General features: G+C 51.1%; 13 protein-coding genes and 1 tRNA gene. 10 read left to right on the forward strand and 4 right to left on the reverse strand.

Annotated elements, in window-relative coordinates; all coding sequences use genetic code 11:
- Nucleotides 1-9: 9 nt before the first annotated feature.
- Entirely contained in the window at nucleotides 10-156 is a 147-nt protein-coding gene (locus BLO43_RS17275; RefSeq protein ID WP_368086144.1) for a hypothetical protein, read from the forward strand.
- Nucleotides 157-228: 72 nt separating this feature from the next.
- Here the strand turns inward: BLO43_RS17275 and BLO43_RS13310 are convergent, their stop codons facing one another.
- The gene (locus BLO43_RS13310) at nucleotides 229-756 is read right to left on the reverse strand and encodes an adenine phosphoribosyltransferase (RefSeq protein ID WP_090907475.1); all 528 of its coding nucleotides are present in this window, start codon (nucleotides 754-756) and stop codon (nucleotides 229-231) included.
- Nucleotides 757-925: 169 nt separating this feature from the next.
- On the opposite strand from BLO43_RS13310, the gene BLO43_RS13315 reads away from it, so the two are divergent.
- Nucleotides 926-1,017 (forward strand) — tRNA-Ser (locus BLO43_RS13315).
- A 225-nt stretch (nucleotides 1,018-1,242) separates the two neighbouring features.
- Here the strand turns inward: BLO43_RS13315 and BLO43_RS13320 are convergent.
- Both BLO43_RS13320 and BLO43_RS13325 read right to left on the reverse strand, forming a co-directional pair.
- Complete coding sequence (locus BLO43_RS13320) at nucleotides 1,243-2,217, reverse strand: sensor domain-containing protein (RefSeq protein ID WP_090907476.1); 975 nt, start codon at nucleotides 2,215-2,217, stop codon at nucleotides 1,243-1,245.
- A gap of 654 nt (nucleotides 2,218-2,871) precedes the next feature.
- Nucleotides 2,872-3,375 (reverse strand): hypothetical protein, encoded by a 504-nt coding sequence (locus BLO43_RS13325; RefSeq protein WP_074633527.1) that lies wholly within the window; start codon nucleotides 3,373-3,375, stop codon nucleotides 2,872-2,874.
- A gap of 369 nt (nucleotides 3,376-3,744) precedes the next feature.
- On the opposite strand from BLO43_RS13325, the gene BLO43_RS13330 reads away from it, so the two are divergent.
- Entirely contained in the window at nucleotides 3,745-4,317 is a 573-nt protein-coding gene (locus BLO43_RS13330; protein ID WP_175443963.1) for a DUF2325 domain-containing protein, read from the forward strand.
- 37 nt (nucleotides 4,318-4,354) lie between these two features.
- Here the strand turns inward: BLO43_RS13330 and BLO43_RS13335 are convergent, their stop codons facing one another.
- On the reverse strand, nucleotides 4,355-5,146 hold the full coding sequence (locus BLO43_RS13335; RefSeq protein ID WP_090907478.1) for a dienelactone hydrolase family protein: 792 nt from the start codon (nucleotides 5,144-5,146) through the stop codon (nucleotides 4,355-4,357).
- Nucleotides 5,147-5,770: 624 nt separating this feature from the next.
- On the opposite strand from BLO43_RS13335, the gene BLO43_RS13340 reads away from it, so the two are divergent.
- The 7 genes from BLO43_RS13340 to BLO43_RS13370 all read left to right on the forward strand — a co-directional run bounded on the left by BLO43_RS13340 (nucleotide 5,771) and on the right by BLO43_RS13370 (nucleotide 16,479).
- Nucleotides 5,771-6,223 (forward strand): chemotaxis protein CheW, encoded by a 453-nt coding sequence (locus BLO43_RS13340; RefSeq protein WP_090907479.1) that lies wholly within the window; start codon nucleotides 5,771-5,773, stop codon nucleotides 6,221-6,223.
- An 8-nt stretch (nucleotides 6,224-6,231) separates the two neighbouring features.
- A complete protein-coding gene (locus tag BLO43_RS13345) occupies nucleotides 6,232-7,725 on the forward strand; it encodes a CheR family methyltransferase (RefSeq protein ID WP_090907480.1) in 1,494 nt (497 codons plus the stop codon).
- A 29-nt stretch (nucleotides 7,726-7,754) separates the two neighbouring features.
- Nucleotides 7,755-8,378, forward strand: a complete 624-nt coding sequence (locus BLO43_RS13350) for a chemotaxis protein CheW (protein WP_090907481.1) — start codon at nucleotides 7,755-7,757, stop codon at nucleotides 8,376-8,378.
- Between the two features lie 120 nt (nucleotides 8,379-8,498).
- Nucleotides 8,499-9,977: a HAMP domain-containing methyl-accepting chemotaxis protein gene (locus tag BLO43_RS13355; RefSeq protein WP_090907482.1), complete on the forward strand. Its 1,479-nt coding sequence runs from the start codon at nucleotides 8,499-8,501 to the stop codon at nucleotides 9,975-9,977.
- 4 nt (nucleotides 9,978-9,981) lie between these two features.
- Nucleotides 9,982-12,339, forward strand: a complete 2,358-nt coding sequence (locus tag BLO43_RS13360; protein ID WP_090907483.1) for a hybrid sensor histidine kinase/response regulator — start codon at nucleotides 9,982-9,984, stop codon at nucleotides 12,337-12,339.
- A gap of 110 nt (nucleotides 12,340-12,449) precedes the next feature.
- Nucleotides 12,450-13,535 carry a chemotaxis-specific protein-glutamate methyltransferase CheB gene (gene cheB, locus BLO43_RS13365; protein ID WP_090907484.1) on the forward strand — a complete coding sequence of 362 codons (1,086 nt, stop codon included), beginning with the start codon at nucleotides 12,450-12,452 and terminating at the stop codon, nucleotides 13,533-13,535.
- Nucleotides 13,516-16,479: an EAL domain-containing protein gene (locus BLO43_RS13370; protein WP_090907485.1), complete on the forward strand. Its 2,964-nt coding sequence runs from the start codon at nucleotides 13,516-13,518 to the stop codon at nucleotides 16,477-16,479. Before cheB ends, BLO43_RS13370 begins: the two co-directional genes overlap by 20 nt.
- Nucleotides 16,480-16,497 lie beyond the last annotated feature (18 nt).

Here is a 16,497-nt window from a genome sequence, read left to right on the forward strand (position 1 = left end):
GGCGATGAAATCGACTTCCGTTTCAACATCCACGTCAACCGCCAACAGGATATCCTGGTCGGCTATTCGAAACTCTTTGCCGGCAATTTCCTCAAGGCCACCGCTCCAGGCGTCTCGCCCGATCTCTTCTATGTCCAATACAATATGCGGTTCTGACAGGCGTCAGGAATTGATGGGTGAGGAAAGTAAGGTTTTCGTGTGAAGATTTCTGATTCGGCCTTACCCTGATCAATCCCCGGCAAACTCGCATAACGCGAATACCTTGAAACCTTGGATCTCCAGACGAGACCTGCCGCCAACATCGGGCAGGTCGATGACGAAACAGCATTCCACCACTTCTCCGCCCATTTCCTGTATCAACGCAGCGGCGGCCTCCGCCGTACCACCGGTAGCGATAAGATCATCGACTAGTAACACGCGATCGCCTCTCTGAATCGCATCCAAATGAATCTCGATACGATCGCTGCCGTATTCCAGTTGATAATCGCGTCCGCGTGTCTCGGCAGGCAACTTGCCTTTTTTGCGTATCGGCACAAAGCCTAAACCAAGCTCGTAAGCAACCGGCGCGCCGATGATGAAACCACGTGATTCGATACCCGCAACCTTATCAATTTTTAATGTTTTATAGCGGTTGCTGATCTCCTGAATGGTGGTGCGTAACCCCACCGGATCCTTGAGTAGTGTGGTGATATCCCGAAACATGATGCCCTCATGAGGATAATGCGCGATGGTGCGAATACGTGATTTAATTTGCATGAGAAGATCCTATTTCTGGTTTCAATTCCTGGAACTGTCGAATACTCAGTCATTAGCGATGCGAATGATAGGGGATTTTCCACAATAGTGCCGGAAAAGTTGCTGGAAACGCCGTTCTGGTTTATTCTTTGCGCCCCTGCCGGGGTTCCGGCGGGAAATTGCATCAGCGGGAGAGATGGCCGAGTGGTTTAAGGTACACGCCTGGAAAGCGTGCGTACGGCTTCAACCGTACCGAGGGTTCGAATCCCTCTCTCTCCGCCACATATGCAAATAAACTCGAAATGGATTTCCACGCCATACTTTGCAAGCACGATTGGTGTAGAACCCATTCTTAGATCGGCACGATCAATCCGTTCTTTTCAGCCAGTGAAGTAAGCCTGGTCGGAGAATCAATCCTAGTTGCTGGTGCTGTCACCGCAGCGACACTTCTATACTCATCAGCTTACCGCCGGGCATGTCAACGATCGATGGAAATGCAGTAGCGCCTCATTGCGCTCCACTGCATGGCGCAAATTTCTCTTGCAGAGTGAGCCGGTCTGTTGCCCGTCTGTCCATTTCTGGCGCAAAGAACTGGTAGTTATTGCGCCCATTCTCCTTGGCATGGTACATGGCGATATCGCTGTTTTTCAGCAACGTTTCCACGTCTTCTCCATCGGATGGGAACAGGGCAATACCCACACTACCGCCGATATGTAGTTCCCTGCTATCGATCAGAAAAGGCTGGATCAATCCGTCCAGTATCTTCTGTGCCACCACCTCCGCATCCTGAGCGCCGCCTATATTCGGTAACAGCACAATGAATTCGTCCCCACCCCGGCGCGCGACCGTGTCTTCACCACGTACGATGGCGCTAAGCCTTGCTGCAACGTCCTGCAGCAGCAGATCACCCATATCATGCCCCAGGGAATCGTTGATGGTCTTAAAATAATCCAAGTCAATAAACAGTACCGCTGCTTGTTTCTCGCTGCGGCGGTCATGGGCGATCGCTTGCATGATGCGGTCCCGCAATAAATTCCTATTAGGTAAACCAGTCAACCCATCATGAGTCGCCATCTCAATAATGCGCTTCTCCGATTGCTTACGCTCGGTGATATCGATGGTCATGCAAATCAAATACAGTGGCTTTCCAGATGCGTCATAAATAGGCTTCTTGAAGGTATGACCAAGGCGATTTTGCCCAAGCGCGACATTCCAGATTGTTTCTTCAAAATCAATTTGGCTACCCACCATAAATACTTCTTGATCCTTGGCAAGAAATTGTTTCATCTGCTCGGGCGGAAAGACCTGACTAGCATCCGTTCCACGCAGGTCTGGAAAATTGATGCCCCATTGTGCTTCGCAAGCTTTGTTCATCGCCAAGAACTTACTTTCGGCATCCTTTATAAAAATAGCGATAGGCAAGATATCTATCAATACCTGCATTTTTTGTGCGTCATCAAAGAACTGGAAATGTGGGATCATTCTTTATCTATTGTGGCGATTATCATCGTAGCTGGAATCGTTACATCGGGATCCATAAGAATTCGGTTGCTAAGCAGGGTGATTATCTAAAGTCAAGCATGGATCTTTTTGATCAGCGGTTGGAACTTATTTTTTTGCGTATGAATAAAGCCCGCACTTTTATTATGATGGAATCCTTAGGCTACAACTTCTTTACAGCGTACGCTACATCGTCCCCGTTGCCGCCCACGTCCCCAACGGACACTCAGTCAACAGGGTCTGGACCGAATCGCCCCGGGTTTCATAGAGGCTGTTTAGTTTAAGTTAGATGTCTACCGTGGTCTTCTCGGTCAGTTGCCGATAATAGTTTACCTCAGCTTCAGCCGATGGAATATAACCGATAGGTTCGTGTAACTGGTGGTGGTTAAACGGGAATACCCATTCCAGGCAAATACGTCGATGACAAAGGCCACATACGCTAACCCTGCCACGTTGATACATACGTGAAATCTAAAATCCATAGCTGGTTTGGGCGATCGGTTTGAATTGTAGGTGTCGCGACTCTATCTGACAGGTTACCCGATTTGACTGATACGGTTGTCAGATCAGATTTCATTGAATTCAATTATTGAATTTTATTAAAAATATATCCTTATCCAGTGTTACCGCTTCTCTTTAATTGAGGTTCTTGTCGTAATGAATTCCAATTGTTCTTTTTAAGCTGAATCCGGCATTGAAGCACTCAGGCACTACCCCTGTGAATGTATCAAATCCTGAATTGATTTTTCCTTTCAGGCTCACCGTTATATACCCTTCCGGTTTTTCAACCCATGCACCGTTACCCAGAATTAGGGAGCCGTCGGAATAATAAGAACCGGTAACTACGAAACGTCCTGTAGCCGTCTTAGGGTTTGATGACGTTGGATAGAACAAAAAATTACCCTCTACCGTGCCATTTTTTTTGCCGGCAAGTGTCAAGGTAACGCCAGTTGGCCCCTGAAAACATTCATAGTTTCCGATCCACTTGCCGGAAACGCGCTTCGCATTTGCTACCATCGTTGGGGGATCTATTGATGGTTCGCTCACACCCGCCGTAAGAAACATAATCATTCCCAGCATTGGCTTCACGTAACTACCCAACTCACCCTGCAGTATATCTACGCGCATTTTGGTAATCATGTTGATGGAAATATCATGATTATGTCACGTGTTCCGCATTCCGCGAGAACCAGGCAAAAAATGGTTAACTGAGCCACAAGTGTGGCTTGAGATACTGATCTTGTAGTGATCCATGAGAGGCATAAGGAAATATTTTCTATTTGGTATTGCAATTATTTATATATTAATTATACTGAGAATAGTTCTCATTATCATATATACATCGCGCATGACTACGAATAGATTGGGAATACCATGTCTGATTATCCGCTACAAAGGTCAATCTTAGATCGACCTCGGCGGCATGGTTCACTCCGTGACCGCTTACAACAAATGCTGAAAGAAAAATTTGACCATGTGATTAGATGGTTTTTTAAGGATCGTAAAAATATGCGCCTCATAAAACAAACAGGATCATCGACGAATAATCACCCGGCAGACGGGAAGGACGCGCACTTACAGCCGAAATCGACGAGCAAGCAACAAGGGTTAACGAATCGCATCGCCCTCTTAGAGGGTCAACGAGTCAATCGTCAAATTCATGTTACAGACACTGAGCAGTGGATACCGCTGATAAAAGCAAAAGCCTCCACCGTTCCGCCACAACATGTCTCGGGTAACGAGCAAGAACCTGGTTGCAGACGTTCCAGTCTCGCCGGGCTTTGTATCTTGTGCGTGGGAGGACGTGCCGCCTTATATCCTGCGTACCGTCACCTCGTCGAGACCTCGGGCGGATGCTTTTTAATATACCGGGGCGACCTCCAGGAAAAAATAAGTTATCTCCCTACGCTGCTTACCCGCGCCGATGCGGTAATCTGTCCGGTGGATTGCGTAAACCATGCCATTTATTTTGCGGTTAAGCGTTACTGCACGCGTTTTGGCAAACCCTGTGCGATGCTGGACCGGTCTGGCTTACCCACGTTCCGCAGGGGTATGGAGATACTGGCTGCTGCAACGCTTTAACCGCATGCCTCTATTCAAGACTGGAACCGGTTCAGTATTACTTCGATCCGAATACATCTGCCAGGAAACTTTTGGTTTCATCCCATGAGGCCTTGTCCGCAGCGGCGTCATATGCGAGCGGCAGGTTGAATTTGCGCCCATATTCATCTGCGGCTGGGTCAGTGAAGCTATGCTTGACACCGATAAAAGTCACTGCCTTGTAATTTACACCAGCTCTGTCCATTTCCTGCTTGAACGCTGCCACCTGCTCAGCCGGAATCATGGGATCATCGGTGCCGGTAAAGGAAATAATTTGCGCTTTCACCTTGCCCGGTTGCGCCGGCATTTCCGTTGCCAATCCACCGTGAAAACTTGCCACACCTTTCAAATCCTCACCCAGGCGAGCCATTTGGAGTGCCATGCTGCCACCGAAGCAATAACCCAGCGCGGCAATATTTTCGGCGTCCACATTCTTCTGGTGCCTTAGTAACTTCATTGCCGATTCAAAGCGCGCTTTTGCCAAGGGTAAATTCTTAGCCAACTCGGCCGAAAATCTTGCAGCCTCATCCGGATGGTGAGCCTGCTTACCATCACCGTACATATCCAGTGCCAGTGCGACATACCCCATCTCCGCCAACATCATCGCGCGTTTGCGCGCATAGTCGTTTTGACCCCACCATTCATGAACTACCAATATACCAGGCCGCCTGCCCTTGATTGCGTCGTCATAGGCAATGTAGCCTTTCAGAATGGTACCGTCGGCGGTATAGGTTACCTCCTTGCCTTGCACGGTGGCTTGCACGAGCGAACTGCCGAATAACAACGTAGCAAATAGCAGAATATTCTTCATCGTAACCTTTGATTGCGTAGTTGGATAAATCCGTCTCAAAGAATTTAAACACTGTGGGTCGTCCACTAGAATAAACGGCTACGAAGCTTACGCCTTATCGTCACCGGAAAAATATACCGGGATCCCCTGCATATTCCCTGATTCCCATTCCCCTGCGAATCCTTGTTATTAAAGGACTATCGCCGATATCTCCGATATTTCGTTTTCCCACCTGTAAGATTTTACAGCTATTTAAAGTTTCCGTTTTGTAGTCTCATCACTTCTATTATCAACCAGCGCTAACGAAGGAAGTATGGGTTCCCCACATAGCGTAAAAATGGATCGCCAGCCAATGGTGGCGATCCATTAATCATGATATGAAGGTCTTAATATCCGGATAAGTCGGGGAGCGACTCGCGATACGGGTATTGAGCATGAGCCGCTCACCCTTCTCACCCGATTTTTAATACTGAGCGATCTCGAAAACATCTGTTTCACCATGGGTGGCAATAAAAAAGCGGCATCTATCATAGATAAACAAAAGTCATATTTCTTGCGTGCACTCGATAAACGGGGCACGCGGCACTCTTAGGCCATAAATGGCTGGCAAGCGGTTATCCCTTATCCTTTTTCATGCGGGCAAGAATGTTCAATCAATATATTGTTTTCATTCTGGATGGTCAGCGCTATGCACTGCATCTGTCTGCGGTAGACAAAGTGGTGCGTATGGTCCATGTCACTCCGCTATCAAGTGCACCGGACATCGTGCTCGGCGTAGTCAATATACAAGGCCGAATCGTCCCGGTCATTAATGTCCGGCAGCGTTTTAATCTGCCAAAACGAGAAGTCACCCTGAACGACCGGCTTATTTTTGCACACACGAAACGACGCCCCGTAGCGCTGGTAGTAGATGCGGTTACGGGAATTCTCGAATGCTCCGAGGAGAGCCAGCTCTCGGCAGAAAGTATTCTTCCGGAACTCGAGTATCTCGAAGGTATCATCAAATTTAAAGATGGGCTGATCCTGATCCACAACCTGGATAAATTTCTTTCTCTGGAAGAAGAAAACACTTTGGATTTGGCGCTGGATACCGCTTGAGGCCCAATATGCAACTCATGGTTCCCCATCCACTGTTGTCTCAGCTAAGCGAATTGCTTTCTACGCAGATGGGCTTGTATTACCCAGAAAAACGTTTGGCTGATCTCGAGCGCGGAATTATTTCCGCCGCGCCTGCGCTTGGAGTAGGGAGCCCGGAAGCATGCGTCCGCCAGCTTCTATCCGGAACGCTGACGCGTAAACAGGTCGAGATACTTGCTTCCCATCTGACTGTTGGCGAGACCTATTTCTTCCGTGAGAAAAAAAGTTTCACCGTACTTGAAGAACATATATTTCCGGAATTGATGCGCACGTGTGCACGTGCGAACCGGCAATTGCGTATCTGGAGCGCAGGTTGCTGCACAGGCGAGGAGCCCTACTCGATCGCAATGCTGCTTGATCGGCTGATCGGACATTCCGGGGAATGGAACGCGACCATCCTGGCCACCGACATTAACCCGATTTTTCTGCAAAAGGCTGCCGAAGGGCTTTATGGCGAGTGGTCATTTCGCGAAACACCGGCCTGGATCAAGGAACGATACTTCAAACGAAGAAAAAAAGGACAATTCGAGATATTGCCGCACATTCGTAAACGAGTAACTTTTTCCTACCTTAATCTCGCTGAGGACGCCTATCCCTCACCCACCAATGATACCCATGCGATAGACGTGATCTTCTGTCGCAACGTGCTGATGTACTTCAGTCCAGTATGGGTACAGAAGATCGGAAAAAACTTCTACCAGTCACTGGTCAATGGCGGATGGCTCATCGTGAGCCCTGTAGAGGTTTCAGGCAGGCTGTTTTCGCAATTCAAGGCCACTCCATTCCCCGGATCGATTCTCTATCAAAAGACCCAAAAACGGGAATCGCAGATAAGTGAGGCTGAATACCCAGCCTCAGCATCCGACCCGGTACCCAATGCCTCATGCATGCCGGCAGCAGCTTTAACGCAAGTCTCTTTTTTTCAGGATGAGGGAATATCTTTTTCGCCGAAACACATCCAGACTAGGGCATCGTCAGCGGTAACAAGTGCGCATGCTCAGCCCGCAAAGGCACAGCATATCGAAATCGATCCAGAGCATCCTGAAGGCCTTGATACGCTCTGTCGGACAGCCCGTTCCCATGCCAATCTGGGTGAGCTCACCGAGGCCATCAAATGGTGTGAAAAAGCAATCACTGCCAACAAGCTCAATCCGGCCGCTCATTATCTCCTGGCAACAATACATCAGGAATTGGGGCAAGGTGAAATTGCAGCACAATCGCTGATGCGCACGCTTTATCTCGATCCGGATTTTGTGCTCGCCCACTTCGCATTGGGCAACCTGTGCCTATCGCAAGGCCGTCATCGCGAAGCGGAAAGGCATTTCGACAATGCACTGGCACTGTTGCACGCGCACCCACACGACGAACTTCCACTGGAAGCGGACGGACTGACCACTGGACGGCTTGCTGAAATTATTACATCCGTGCGCACCAGCCTCTCGCGCTCGACCCCGAAAATTTAAAAAAAAGAACACCAAAAATCAAGGCATCCATGTCGCAAGAAAAGAAGAAACCGGCACCCATCAACTTCCGCGAGATCGAGCAGCGCCTGGAGACGGCGCGCGCCGCCATTGAACGCGTCTGGGCGCCAACTACCGAAGAGACACGGCGAATCCTGCAGGCAAGAGCGCTGGCGCTGGCGCAGGATTCCATGCTGGACGAGACCGTCGATGAAGACATTGAGGTCGTGGAATTTACGCTTGCCTATGAACAGTATGCGATTGAAACACGCTACGTCCGTCAGGTTGCTTCTCTGGAGCACCTGACACCGCTGCCTTGCACGCCGGCTTTTGTGCTCGGTATCGTCAACTTGCGCGGCGCGATACTCCCGCTCATTGATCTGAGGAAGCTTTTCGAATTACCTGAAAGAGGATTGACCGATCTCCACAGGATCATCGTACTGCAATCCGGAAAAATACTTTTCGGCATCCTGGCTGACACCGTCACCAGCATACGCCGTATTTTATTGGCCCACCTCCAACCTTCCCTGCCCACGCTTACAGGCGTTCGCAAGAATTACCTGAAGGGAATAACTTTCGAACGGTTAGTGGTCCTCGATGCGGAAAAACTTCTGATGGATGAAAGCATTATCGTGCAGGAACAGGTAATCGAGTAGCAAACCCGGAATAGTACCGCATGGGAATTTATATAGGCTGAAATGCACCCAGTGCGTAAAGAATGTGGTTCTCGATCTTGAGATCACAGGACACACCGATATTTTCAGAAGGACCAAACCATGACCGTCAGCAAAAAAATAATCGGGGGATATGCAGTCGTACTGGCGCTGCTAGCGCTCGTAACCGGTATTTCCTTCTATGCACTCGATCAGACGCAGACGACTTATAACCGCTTTCTGAATGTAGACGAGCGGCTGCTGGAAAGCGCCAATGAGCTCCGAGCCGTGACGTTTGCTCAGCAAACCTACGTTCGGGGTATCTTGCTCTATCCGGAACTCTTGAAACTGAATCAATCCCTCCTGCAAGACGTTGATCGCCAATTCAAACAAATCTTTGAAAGAATGCGTCATTTGATAAGAACGGGGGAAGGAGCCGATCTGGTGAATGATCTGGAGTCTCTGCAACAGGAACTCCAGCGCGCCCAACATGACGTCCTCCAGCTCGTGCTGGAACAGAAAAAGGAGGACGCAATCACGCATACGATCAAGGAATTTCGTCCGCGTAGCCTCGCACTCATTGAGAGGGCCAAGCGCTTCTATGAGCGGCAATCGAAGCTATTGGACAAAGGAAGACTCGATCTCACTGAGGAAGTAAGGCATCTTACGCTCATACTGGTGCTCACTTCTCTCTTCGCCCTTATCACTGGCTTGTCGATCGGCTTCCACTTGAGCCGTACCATTACCCGCGAGCTTCGGGAAAGTATCATTCAGTTATCGGCATCTTCAGCCGAGATTCTTGCCACTACCACGCAGGTTGCCTCGGGAGCGGCTGAGACCGCGGCCGCAGTGAGCGAGACTACTGCCACCGTCGAGGAGGTCAAACAAACCGCGCAGCTTGCAAATCAGAAAGCAAGATATGTTTCCGATAGCGCACAAAAAGCTTCGAACGTTTCCCAGGCCGGTCGCAAATCGGTTGAGGAAGCTATTCATGGGATGCGCCGCATCCAGGAACAGATGGAATCCATCGCCGAGAGCATCGTGCAATTATCTGAGCAGAGCCACGCCATCGGCGAGATCATTGCAACCGTCAATGACCTGGCTGAGCAATCGAATCTGCTTGCGGTAAATGCCGCCATTGAGGCAACCCGGGCCGGAGAACAAGGTAGGAGCTTCGGGGTAGTGGCCCAGGAGATCAGAAGTCTCGCCGAACAATCCAGGCAGGCGACCAGTCAGGTGCGCACGATTCTGGGCGATATTCAGAAAGCAACGAACGTTGCGGTACTCGCCACCGAGCAGGGCAACAAAGCGGTAGAAGCTGGCGTAAAACAGTCCACCGAAACCGACGAAGCCATTCGCATGTTATCGACAAGCATCAACGAGGCGGCACAAGCAGCCACCCAGATCGCCGCTTCCAGTCAGCAACAAATGGTCGGCATGGATCAGGTAATGCTGGCTATGAATAACATCAAGCAGGCAAGCGAGCAGAACGTAGCAGGCACCCGGCAGGCGGAACTCGCAGCGCAGAGCCTGTATGAGATGGGTGGGAGACTGAGCGCTTTGGTAGGGGGAGAGGCCGTCCCGATAGCGAGAGCAAAATAAATATATGATAAGCAAAAATGATGAGCTTTTGAAAAAGCTCCTTGCAACGTTTCAAGTTGAGGCGGATGCGCATCTCCAGGCGATGTCGTCTGGACTGCTCGCATTGAAAAAAATACCGGTGGGTCAGCAATTGGCTGATATCGTCGAAAGGATCTTCCGGGACGCGCACAGCTTGAAAGGTGCCGCCCGGGCCGTAAATCTCACGCAGATCGAAGCGGTCTGCCAATCGCTGGAGAACGTCTTCTCTGCGTTGAAAGACAAGCATCTTCCTGTCTCATCGCCGCTGATCGACCTGTTGCTCCAGACCACCGATGCGCTGAGTGGGCTTCTTACTGGGGCTAATAGTGTAGCCGGAGCACAAAAACCTCGAGTGGCGACACTGATTCGACAGCTCGACGACGCATTAAGGGAGCCATTGTCCGAGTTCGCCAACCCCGCCCTGGCGCCGCAGATGGCGCCGCCTGACCAACCCACCCCCCTGCCCCCCGATGTACCCGCCGAACCGGATAAAAGTATGCAGATGCTGACCTCCACTCCCGGCCTGGCATCAACGACAGTCAGAGTCTCCGCCACCAAACTCGATGCCGTAATGCGTCAGGTTGAGGAATTGCTGCTGCCGCGTCTGGCGGTGAATCAACGCACCAAGGAGCTCAGCGAGGCCGCCGCGATGCTTGCGGCATGGAAAAGACAGCGGCTGCATATTCAGCCGGCATTACGGCTCGTTGATCGTGAATTCGCGCGCAATATCAAAGATGGCAGCGGCTCCCGAAGGAAGCTTGAGCTTCCCCAGTTGCTCAAATATCTGGATGCCGAGCAACTCCACATGAAAATGCTTGAGGATCGGCTAGCAAGCCTGCAACGGGCAGCCGAGCAGGATCAGCGCGTATTGGCCGGCATGACCGACAGCCTGCGGCACGATGTCAAGGAGATGCAGTTACTGCCATTCTCCTCGTTGCTGGATATTCTCCCTCGATTATGCCGCGAGTTAGCCCGCGAGCAAGGCAAGAACGTAGATCTGGTGATTCAGGGCGGCGAAATAGAGATTGACCGGCATATTCTGGAGGAGATGAAAGATCCACTTATTCACCTTGTGCGTAATTGCATTGATCACGGTATCGAGCAACCGGCGGCGCGCTTGGTCAAGGGCAAGCCGTCACACGGAACAATCACCCTGGCATGCTCGCAGAAAGACGGCGGCATGGCCGAGGTACTGGTGGCCGACGATGGTGCGGGCATCAATATCCCCCTGATAAAAGCCGCAGCACATAAGCTCGGTATTGTTTCTACCGAAGAGGCGAAACAGCTCGGTGAACGGGAATCGATGACACTCGTTTTTCAATCCGGTGTAACCACCAGCCCCATTATTACTGATATCTCCGGGCGCGGACTCGGGCTTCCAATTGTAAGTGAAAAGGTCGAGCGCTTGGGTGGCACCATTCTGGTCAAGTCAAGCCCTGACGAGGGAACCGCCTTTCACCTGCTCCTGCCACTAACGCTGGCAAATTTCCGTGGCGTCCTCATTCATGCTGGCGGGCAGCTTTTCGTCATTCCCTCGACGAGTGTCGAGCGGGTAGTTCGGATCGCCAACAAAGAAATTCGGACAGTGGAGAATCGCGAAACGATCCTGGTGGATGAGCAACCGGTTTCTCTGGTCTGGTTAAGCGATGTATTGGAATTGCCACGTCATGTTATAGCAGTTGAACCCGCAGGCGGTACGAGCAGCGCGCCAATTGTAGTTCTTGGCTCGGGCGTTGCCCGCGTCGCATTTCTGGTGGAAGAGATTCTTGGTGAACAGGAGGTGCTTGTCAAAACACTCGTCCGGCCATTAACGCGAGTACGCAATGTCGCGGGGGCGACCGTGCTGGGAACCGGGCGGGTAGTGCCTGTGCTCAATGTAGCTGATCTGCTGAAATCGGCTACGAAGCGTCCTGCCCGGATACTCACCTCTGCGCACCAGTTATCGGCCGAAAAGCATGAAAATTCTAGAAAACTATCCATCCTTGTGGTGGAAGACTCCATCACCTCGCGGACACTACTCAAAAATATCCTGGAATCAGCGGGCTATCGTGTCAGTACCGCCGTGGATGGGGTAGACGGCTACACCACGCTCAAAACGGGTAAGTTCGATCTGGTGGTTTCCGATGTAGAAATGCCGCGTATGGACGGTTTTGGTCTCACCGCCAAGATACGTACCGACAAGCAATGTACAGGATTACCGGTAGTGCTGGTGACAGCATTGGAATCTCGCGATCACCGCGAGCGTGGGGTTGATGCGGGTGCCAATGCTTACATCGTGAAGAGCAGCTTCGATCAGAGCAATCTGCTGGAGATCGTCCAGCGCCTTATCGGCATCCCATCATGAATTCCTTTCCCACGATCCTGAAACCGGACAGATGACCGACACCATAACCTACAAAGACTTTTCGTATTACTTAATGCTCACCTTTCTGGTGAGTTCACTACGGATTTAGGATGATCAACGTTCTGGTAGTGGAAGACTCCCCTGTCGTACGTGAATTCCTTATTCACATTCTCAGCTCGGACCCTGATATTACGGTTATTGCAACCGCACATGACGGTGAGGAAGCACTCGATCTCGTGCGGCGCTATCGTCCTGACGTAATCACCATGGACATTCACATGCCGAAACTGAACGGACTGGAAACCACGCGTCTCATCATGGAAAGAAATCCGACGCCCATTGTCATCGTCAGCGGCAGCGGGAATACCGATGAGGTTGCGACGACATTCGATGCGATAGATGCCGGCGCCTTAGCGGTGCTGCGCCGCCCGGCTGGTATTGGCCATGTGGATCATCGGGCCATGGCTCAAAATATGGTACAGACAATAAAGCTGATGTCGGAAGTCAAAGTGGTGCGGCGTTGGTCGCATATGCGAACTGCGGTACCTACTTTACAGCCGGCTAACCTGGGCTTGATCCGTGAATCGGCTCAAATCAGGGTTGTTGCCCTGGGAGCCTCGACCGGCGGCCCATCCGCGATCGAAACTATCCTGGCAGCGCTTCCAAGGAATTTTCCCGTACCCATCCTCATCGTCCAGCATATGGCCGCAGGCTTCGTAGGGGGATTCGTCCGGTGGCTGGCAAATTCATCCAGTCTGCCGGTTCATGTTGCCACTCATGGTGAGCTCCTGCTACCCAGCCACGTCTACATAGCACCCGATGAATACCAAATGAAGGTGGAACGCGGAGGAAGAATTGCCTTGACGAAGGATGAACTGGAAAATGGTTTAAGGCCTTCGGTTTCCTATCTTTTCCGCACGGTCGCCGAGGCCTACGGCTGCGATGCCGTCGCCGGACTGCTGACAGGCATGGGTCGTGATGGCGCCAACGAGTTGCGGCTGCTGAAGGAATCGGGTGCGGTTACTTTCGCCCAGGACAGGGATAGTTCTGTCGTAAACGGCATGCCGGGCGAGGCTGTCAAGCTGGACGCAGCAATGCTCGTGCTGCCGTTGGAGAAAATCGCCGCGGCACTAACGAATCTAGTGAATCATCAAAGAAAACATTTGAGCGTGATTGATGACATCAAAAAAATTTAACACCAGTAACGTCGAGATCCTCCTCGCGGAAGATAGCCCAACCCAGGCGGAAAAACTCCGATATCTGCTGGAGGAGCACGGCTATAGGGTCATGGCCGTGCCCAACGGCAAAGAGGCCCTCGCGGCGGCTCGGCGGCAAAAGCCGACATTGATTATCAGTGATGTGATGATGCCCGAGATGGATGGGTTTATGCTATGCGGCGAAATCAAGCGCGATGAACAACTGAAGGACATCCCCATGATCCTTCTCACTTCGCTCTCGGATATCCGGGACATCATGAAGGGACTGGAATGCGGCGCCGACAATTTCATCCGCAAGCCGTACGAAGATCAATATCTTCTCGCCCGCATCGACTATCTGTTGATAAACCATGAGCTGCGCAAGAACCAGAAGATGCAGATGGGAATGGAGATTTATCTGGGTGGACAAAAACATTTCATCACTGCCGAACGCCAGCAGATCGTCGATCTACTGATTTCGATCTATGAGGATGCGGTCCACATCAACAAGGAACTCCATGAACGGCAACTTGAGCTGGCACACTCGAATCATTTACTTACCGGACTTTACCGGATCGCGGAAGGCCTGAACCAGGCGGTAAGCCAGCACGAGGTATGCGAGAAAGCGCTTGAATACGCGATGGAACTGCCCGGGATCGAAGCAGGATGGCTTTACCTTTGTGATGAGAATGGCTTCCGGGTGGCGGCTGCGCGCAACATTCCGGCCTCATTGCTGGTTGCAGAGACGATGGAAGATGTGTGTGAATGTCAACGCCTTTTTCTTACGGAGGGTCTAGGCCATGCGATAAATATTGTCCAATGCACACGGCTTATACCGCTTGGAAACGACACGCCAAGCTTTCACCATGCCAGCGTGCCGTTACGGATCAATAATCAGAGCCGCGGTATCATGAATCTGATCGGGATGAAACAAGATCTGTTCACGGACAATGAGCTGGAAACGTTGTACGGAGTGGGGCACCAAGTAAGTATTGCGCTGGAACGCGCCCGGTTGCACGAGCACATGGAACAACTGGTGGAGGAGCGCACGACAGCGCTCACTGCGGAAATCTCCCGGCGTAAGGAATATGAGGCCGGAATTGTCCGGCTCAACCGGATTTACAGCGTATTGAGCGGCATCAACACCACCATCGTGCGCGTCCGGGGAAGACAAGAACTTTTCGACAAGGCATGCCGTATCGCAGTGGATCACGGCCAGTTTGTGTTTACCTGGATCGGAATATTTCACGCCGATACACAAAATATCACACCCATGGCAAAGGCTGGTCGCGACGATGGCTATCTGTCACAGATCAACCTGGCTAATGTTATTGATTCTCCCGGAAATTCCTGGTTGATTGCAGAGGCGATCAAATGGGTCAAACCGGCTATTTGCAATGATCTTACCCTTATCACCCACGAGAACACACGTGCCTGGCATGCCCCAGCGCTAGACCGGGGCTATCATTCCAAGGTGGTGCTGCCACTCATCGTGGATAGCCATCTCGCCGGTATATTCGTACTCTATGCACCGGAAACAGGATTTTTCGACGAGGAGGAAATGACCTTGTTGACCGAAATGGCGGGCGATATTTCATTTGCCATGGATCACCTGAAAAAAGAGGAACGTATCAACTATCTTGCGTTTTTCGATGCCGTAACCGATCTACCGAACCGTGCGTTGTTTGTGGACCGGGTCGATCAGCGAATCAGCACCATACATCACGATCACGAGATACTTTCGGTAATTATTCTCGACCTCGAACGGTTCAGCAGTATTAATGAGTCTCTTGGCCATCAGGCCGGAGACAGTCTCCTGCGTCAACTGGGAAAACGACTGAAGCAGCTACTTTATGAAACAGATATTCTGGCCCATCTTTCGGCGGATTACTTTGCCATCGCCATAAAGCACGGAGAAGACAGCACAGGCATTGCCCATGTTCTGGAGAAAGTTCTGTTCGGGATCCAGGATCAACCTTTCCTGATTGGCGGACAGGAGCTGCGCGTTTCCGCCAGGGCGGGGACATCGTCTTATCCTGCCGATGGCCAGAATACGGATACCCTTTTACGCAACGCTGAAACAGCACTGAAAAAGGCCAAATTGTCTTACGACAAGCACCTCTTCTACGCTCCGGAATTCAATGCCCGGGTCACAGAAAAGCTGAAACTTGAAACCAAGTTGCGCCGGGCAATCGAGGAGGAACAGCTCGTACTGCACTATCAGCCGAAAATTGATTTGGAAAGCGGACAAATCAGCGGGCTTGAGGCATTGATGCGCTGGAAGGACCCCGACAACGGCCTTGTCCCGCCGTTAAGCTTTATTCCCCTGCTCGAAGAAACAAGGATGATACTCGAGGCGGGACGGTGGGCATTGGACAAAGCAATATCGGATTCCAAGAGATGGCAGGCCATGGGGCTCAATCCACCCAAGGTTGCCGTCAATGTCTCGCCAATTCAACTACGGCAGAAAGATTTTGTCAGCATGGTAGCCAGTGTGATAAACGGCGCCAAGAACGTAACAATCGGGCTGGAACTTGAGATAACCGAGAGTGTAATCATGCAGGACATAGAAGCCAATATCCAAAAGCTCAGGATCATTCGCGATATGGATATCGAGGTCGCAATAGACGATTTCGGTACCGGCTATTCCTCGCTTAGTTATATTGCCAAATTGCCCGTCAATGTATTGAAGATTGACCGCGCTTTCATTATCAACATGACCAGCAACCCCGATGATCTGAACATCGTCTCTGCCATCATTTCTCTGGCGCATTCCCTGAACCTGCGGGTAATCGCGGAGGGGGTGGAAACCAACGAGCAGGCGCAGCTTTTACGGGAGCTCAAATGCAACGAGATTCAAGGATATTTGTTCAGTCCTGGCGTTCCTGCGGAGAAAGTCGAAGAATTTTTACGCCAGAAAAAACTGCTTCCCAAGTTGATATAGGTAATCAGATATAGCACC

Origin of the sequence: Nitrosospira sp. Nsp13 (assembly GCF_900101945.1) — a bacterium.
GTDB lineage: Bacteria > Pseudomonadota > Gammaproteobacteria > Burkholderiales > Nitrosomonadaceae > Nitrosospira > Nitrosospira multiformis_D.

Bases quoted from the DNA above. Each gene is read 5' to 3' on its own strand.
- BLO43_RS13355 (WP_090907482.1), top strand. From the start codon at position 8,499: ATGACCGTCAGCAAAAAAATAATCGGGGGATATGCAGTCGTACTGGCG.
- BLO43_RS13345 (WP_090907480.1), top strand. From the start codon at position 6,232: ATGCAACTCATGGTTCCCCATCCACTGTTGTCTCAGCTAAGCGAATTG.
- cheB (WP_090907484.1), top strand. From the start codon at position 12,450: ATGATCAACGTTCTGGTAGTGGAAGACTCCCCTGTCGTACGTGAATTC.
- BLO43_RS13350 (WP_090907481.1), top strand. From the start codon at position 7,755: ATGTCGCAAGAAAAGAAGAAACCGGCACCCATCAACTTCCGCGAGATC.
- BLO43_RS13370 (WP_090907485.1), top strand. From the start codon at position 13,516: ATGACATCAAAAAAATTTAACACCAGTAACGTCGAGATCCTCCTCGCG.
- BLO43_RS13330 (WP_175443963.1), top strand. From the start codon at position 3,745: ATGCGCCTCATAAAACAAACAGGATCATCGACGAATAATCACCCGGCA.
- BLO43_RS13310 (WP_090907475.1), bottom strand. From the start codon at position 756: ATGCAAATTAAATCACGTATTCGCACCATCGCGCATTATCCTCATGAG.
- BLO43_RS13360 (WP_090907483.1), top strand. From the start codon at position 9,982: ATGATAAGCAAAAATGATGAGCTTTTGAAAAAGCTCCTTGCAACGTTT.
- BLO43_RS13325 (WP_074633527.1), bottom strand. From the start codon at position 3,375: ATGATTACCAAAATGCGCGTAGATATACTGCAGGGTGAGTTGGGTAGT.
- BLO43_RS13340 (WP_090907479.1), top strand. From the start codon at position 5,771: ATGTTCAATCAATATATTGTTTTCATTCTGGATGGTCAGCGCTATGCA.
- BLO43_RS13320 (WP_090907476.1), bottom strand. From the start codon at position 2,217: ATGATCCCACATTTCCAGTTCTTTGATGACGCACAAAAAATGCAGGTA.
- BLO43_RS13335 (WP_090907478.1), bottom strand. From the start codon at position 5,146: ATGAAGAATATTCTGCTATTTGCTACGTTGTTATTCGGCAGTTCGCTC.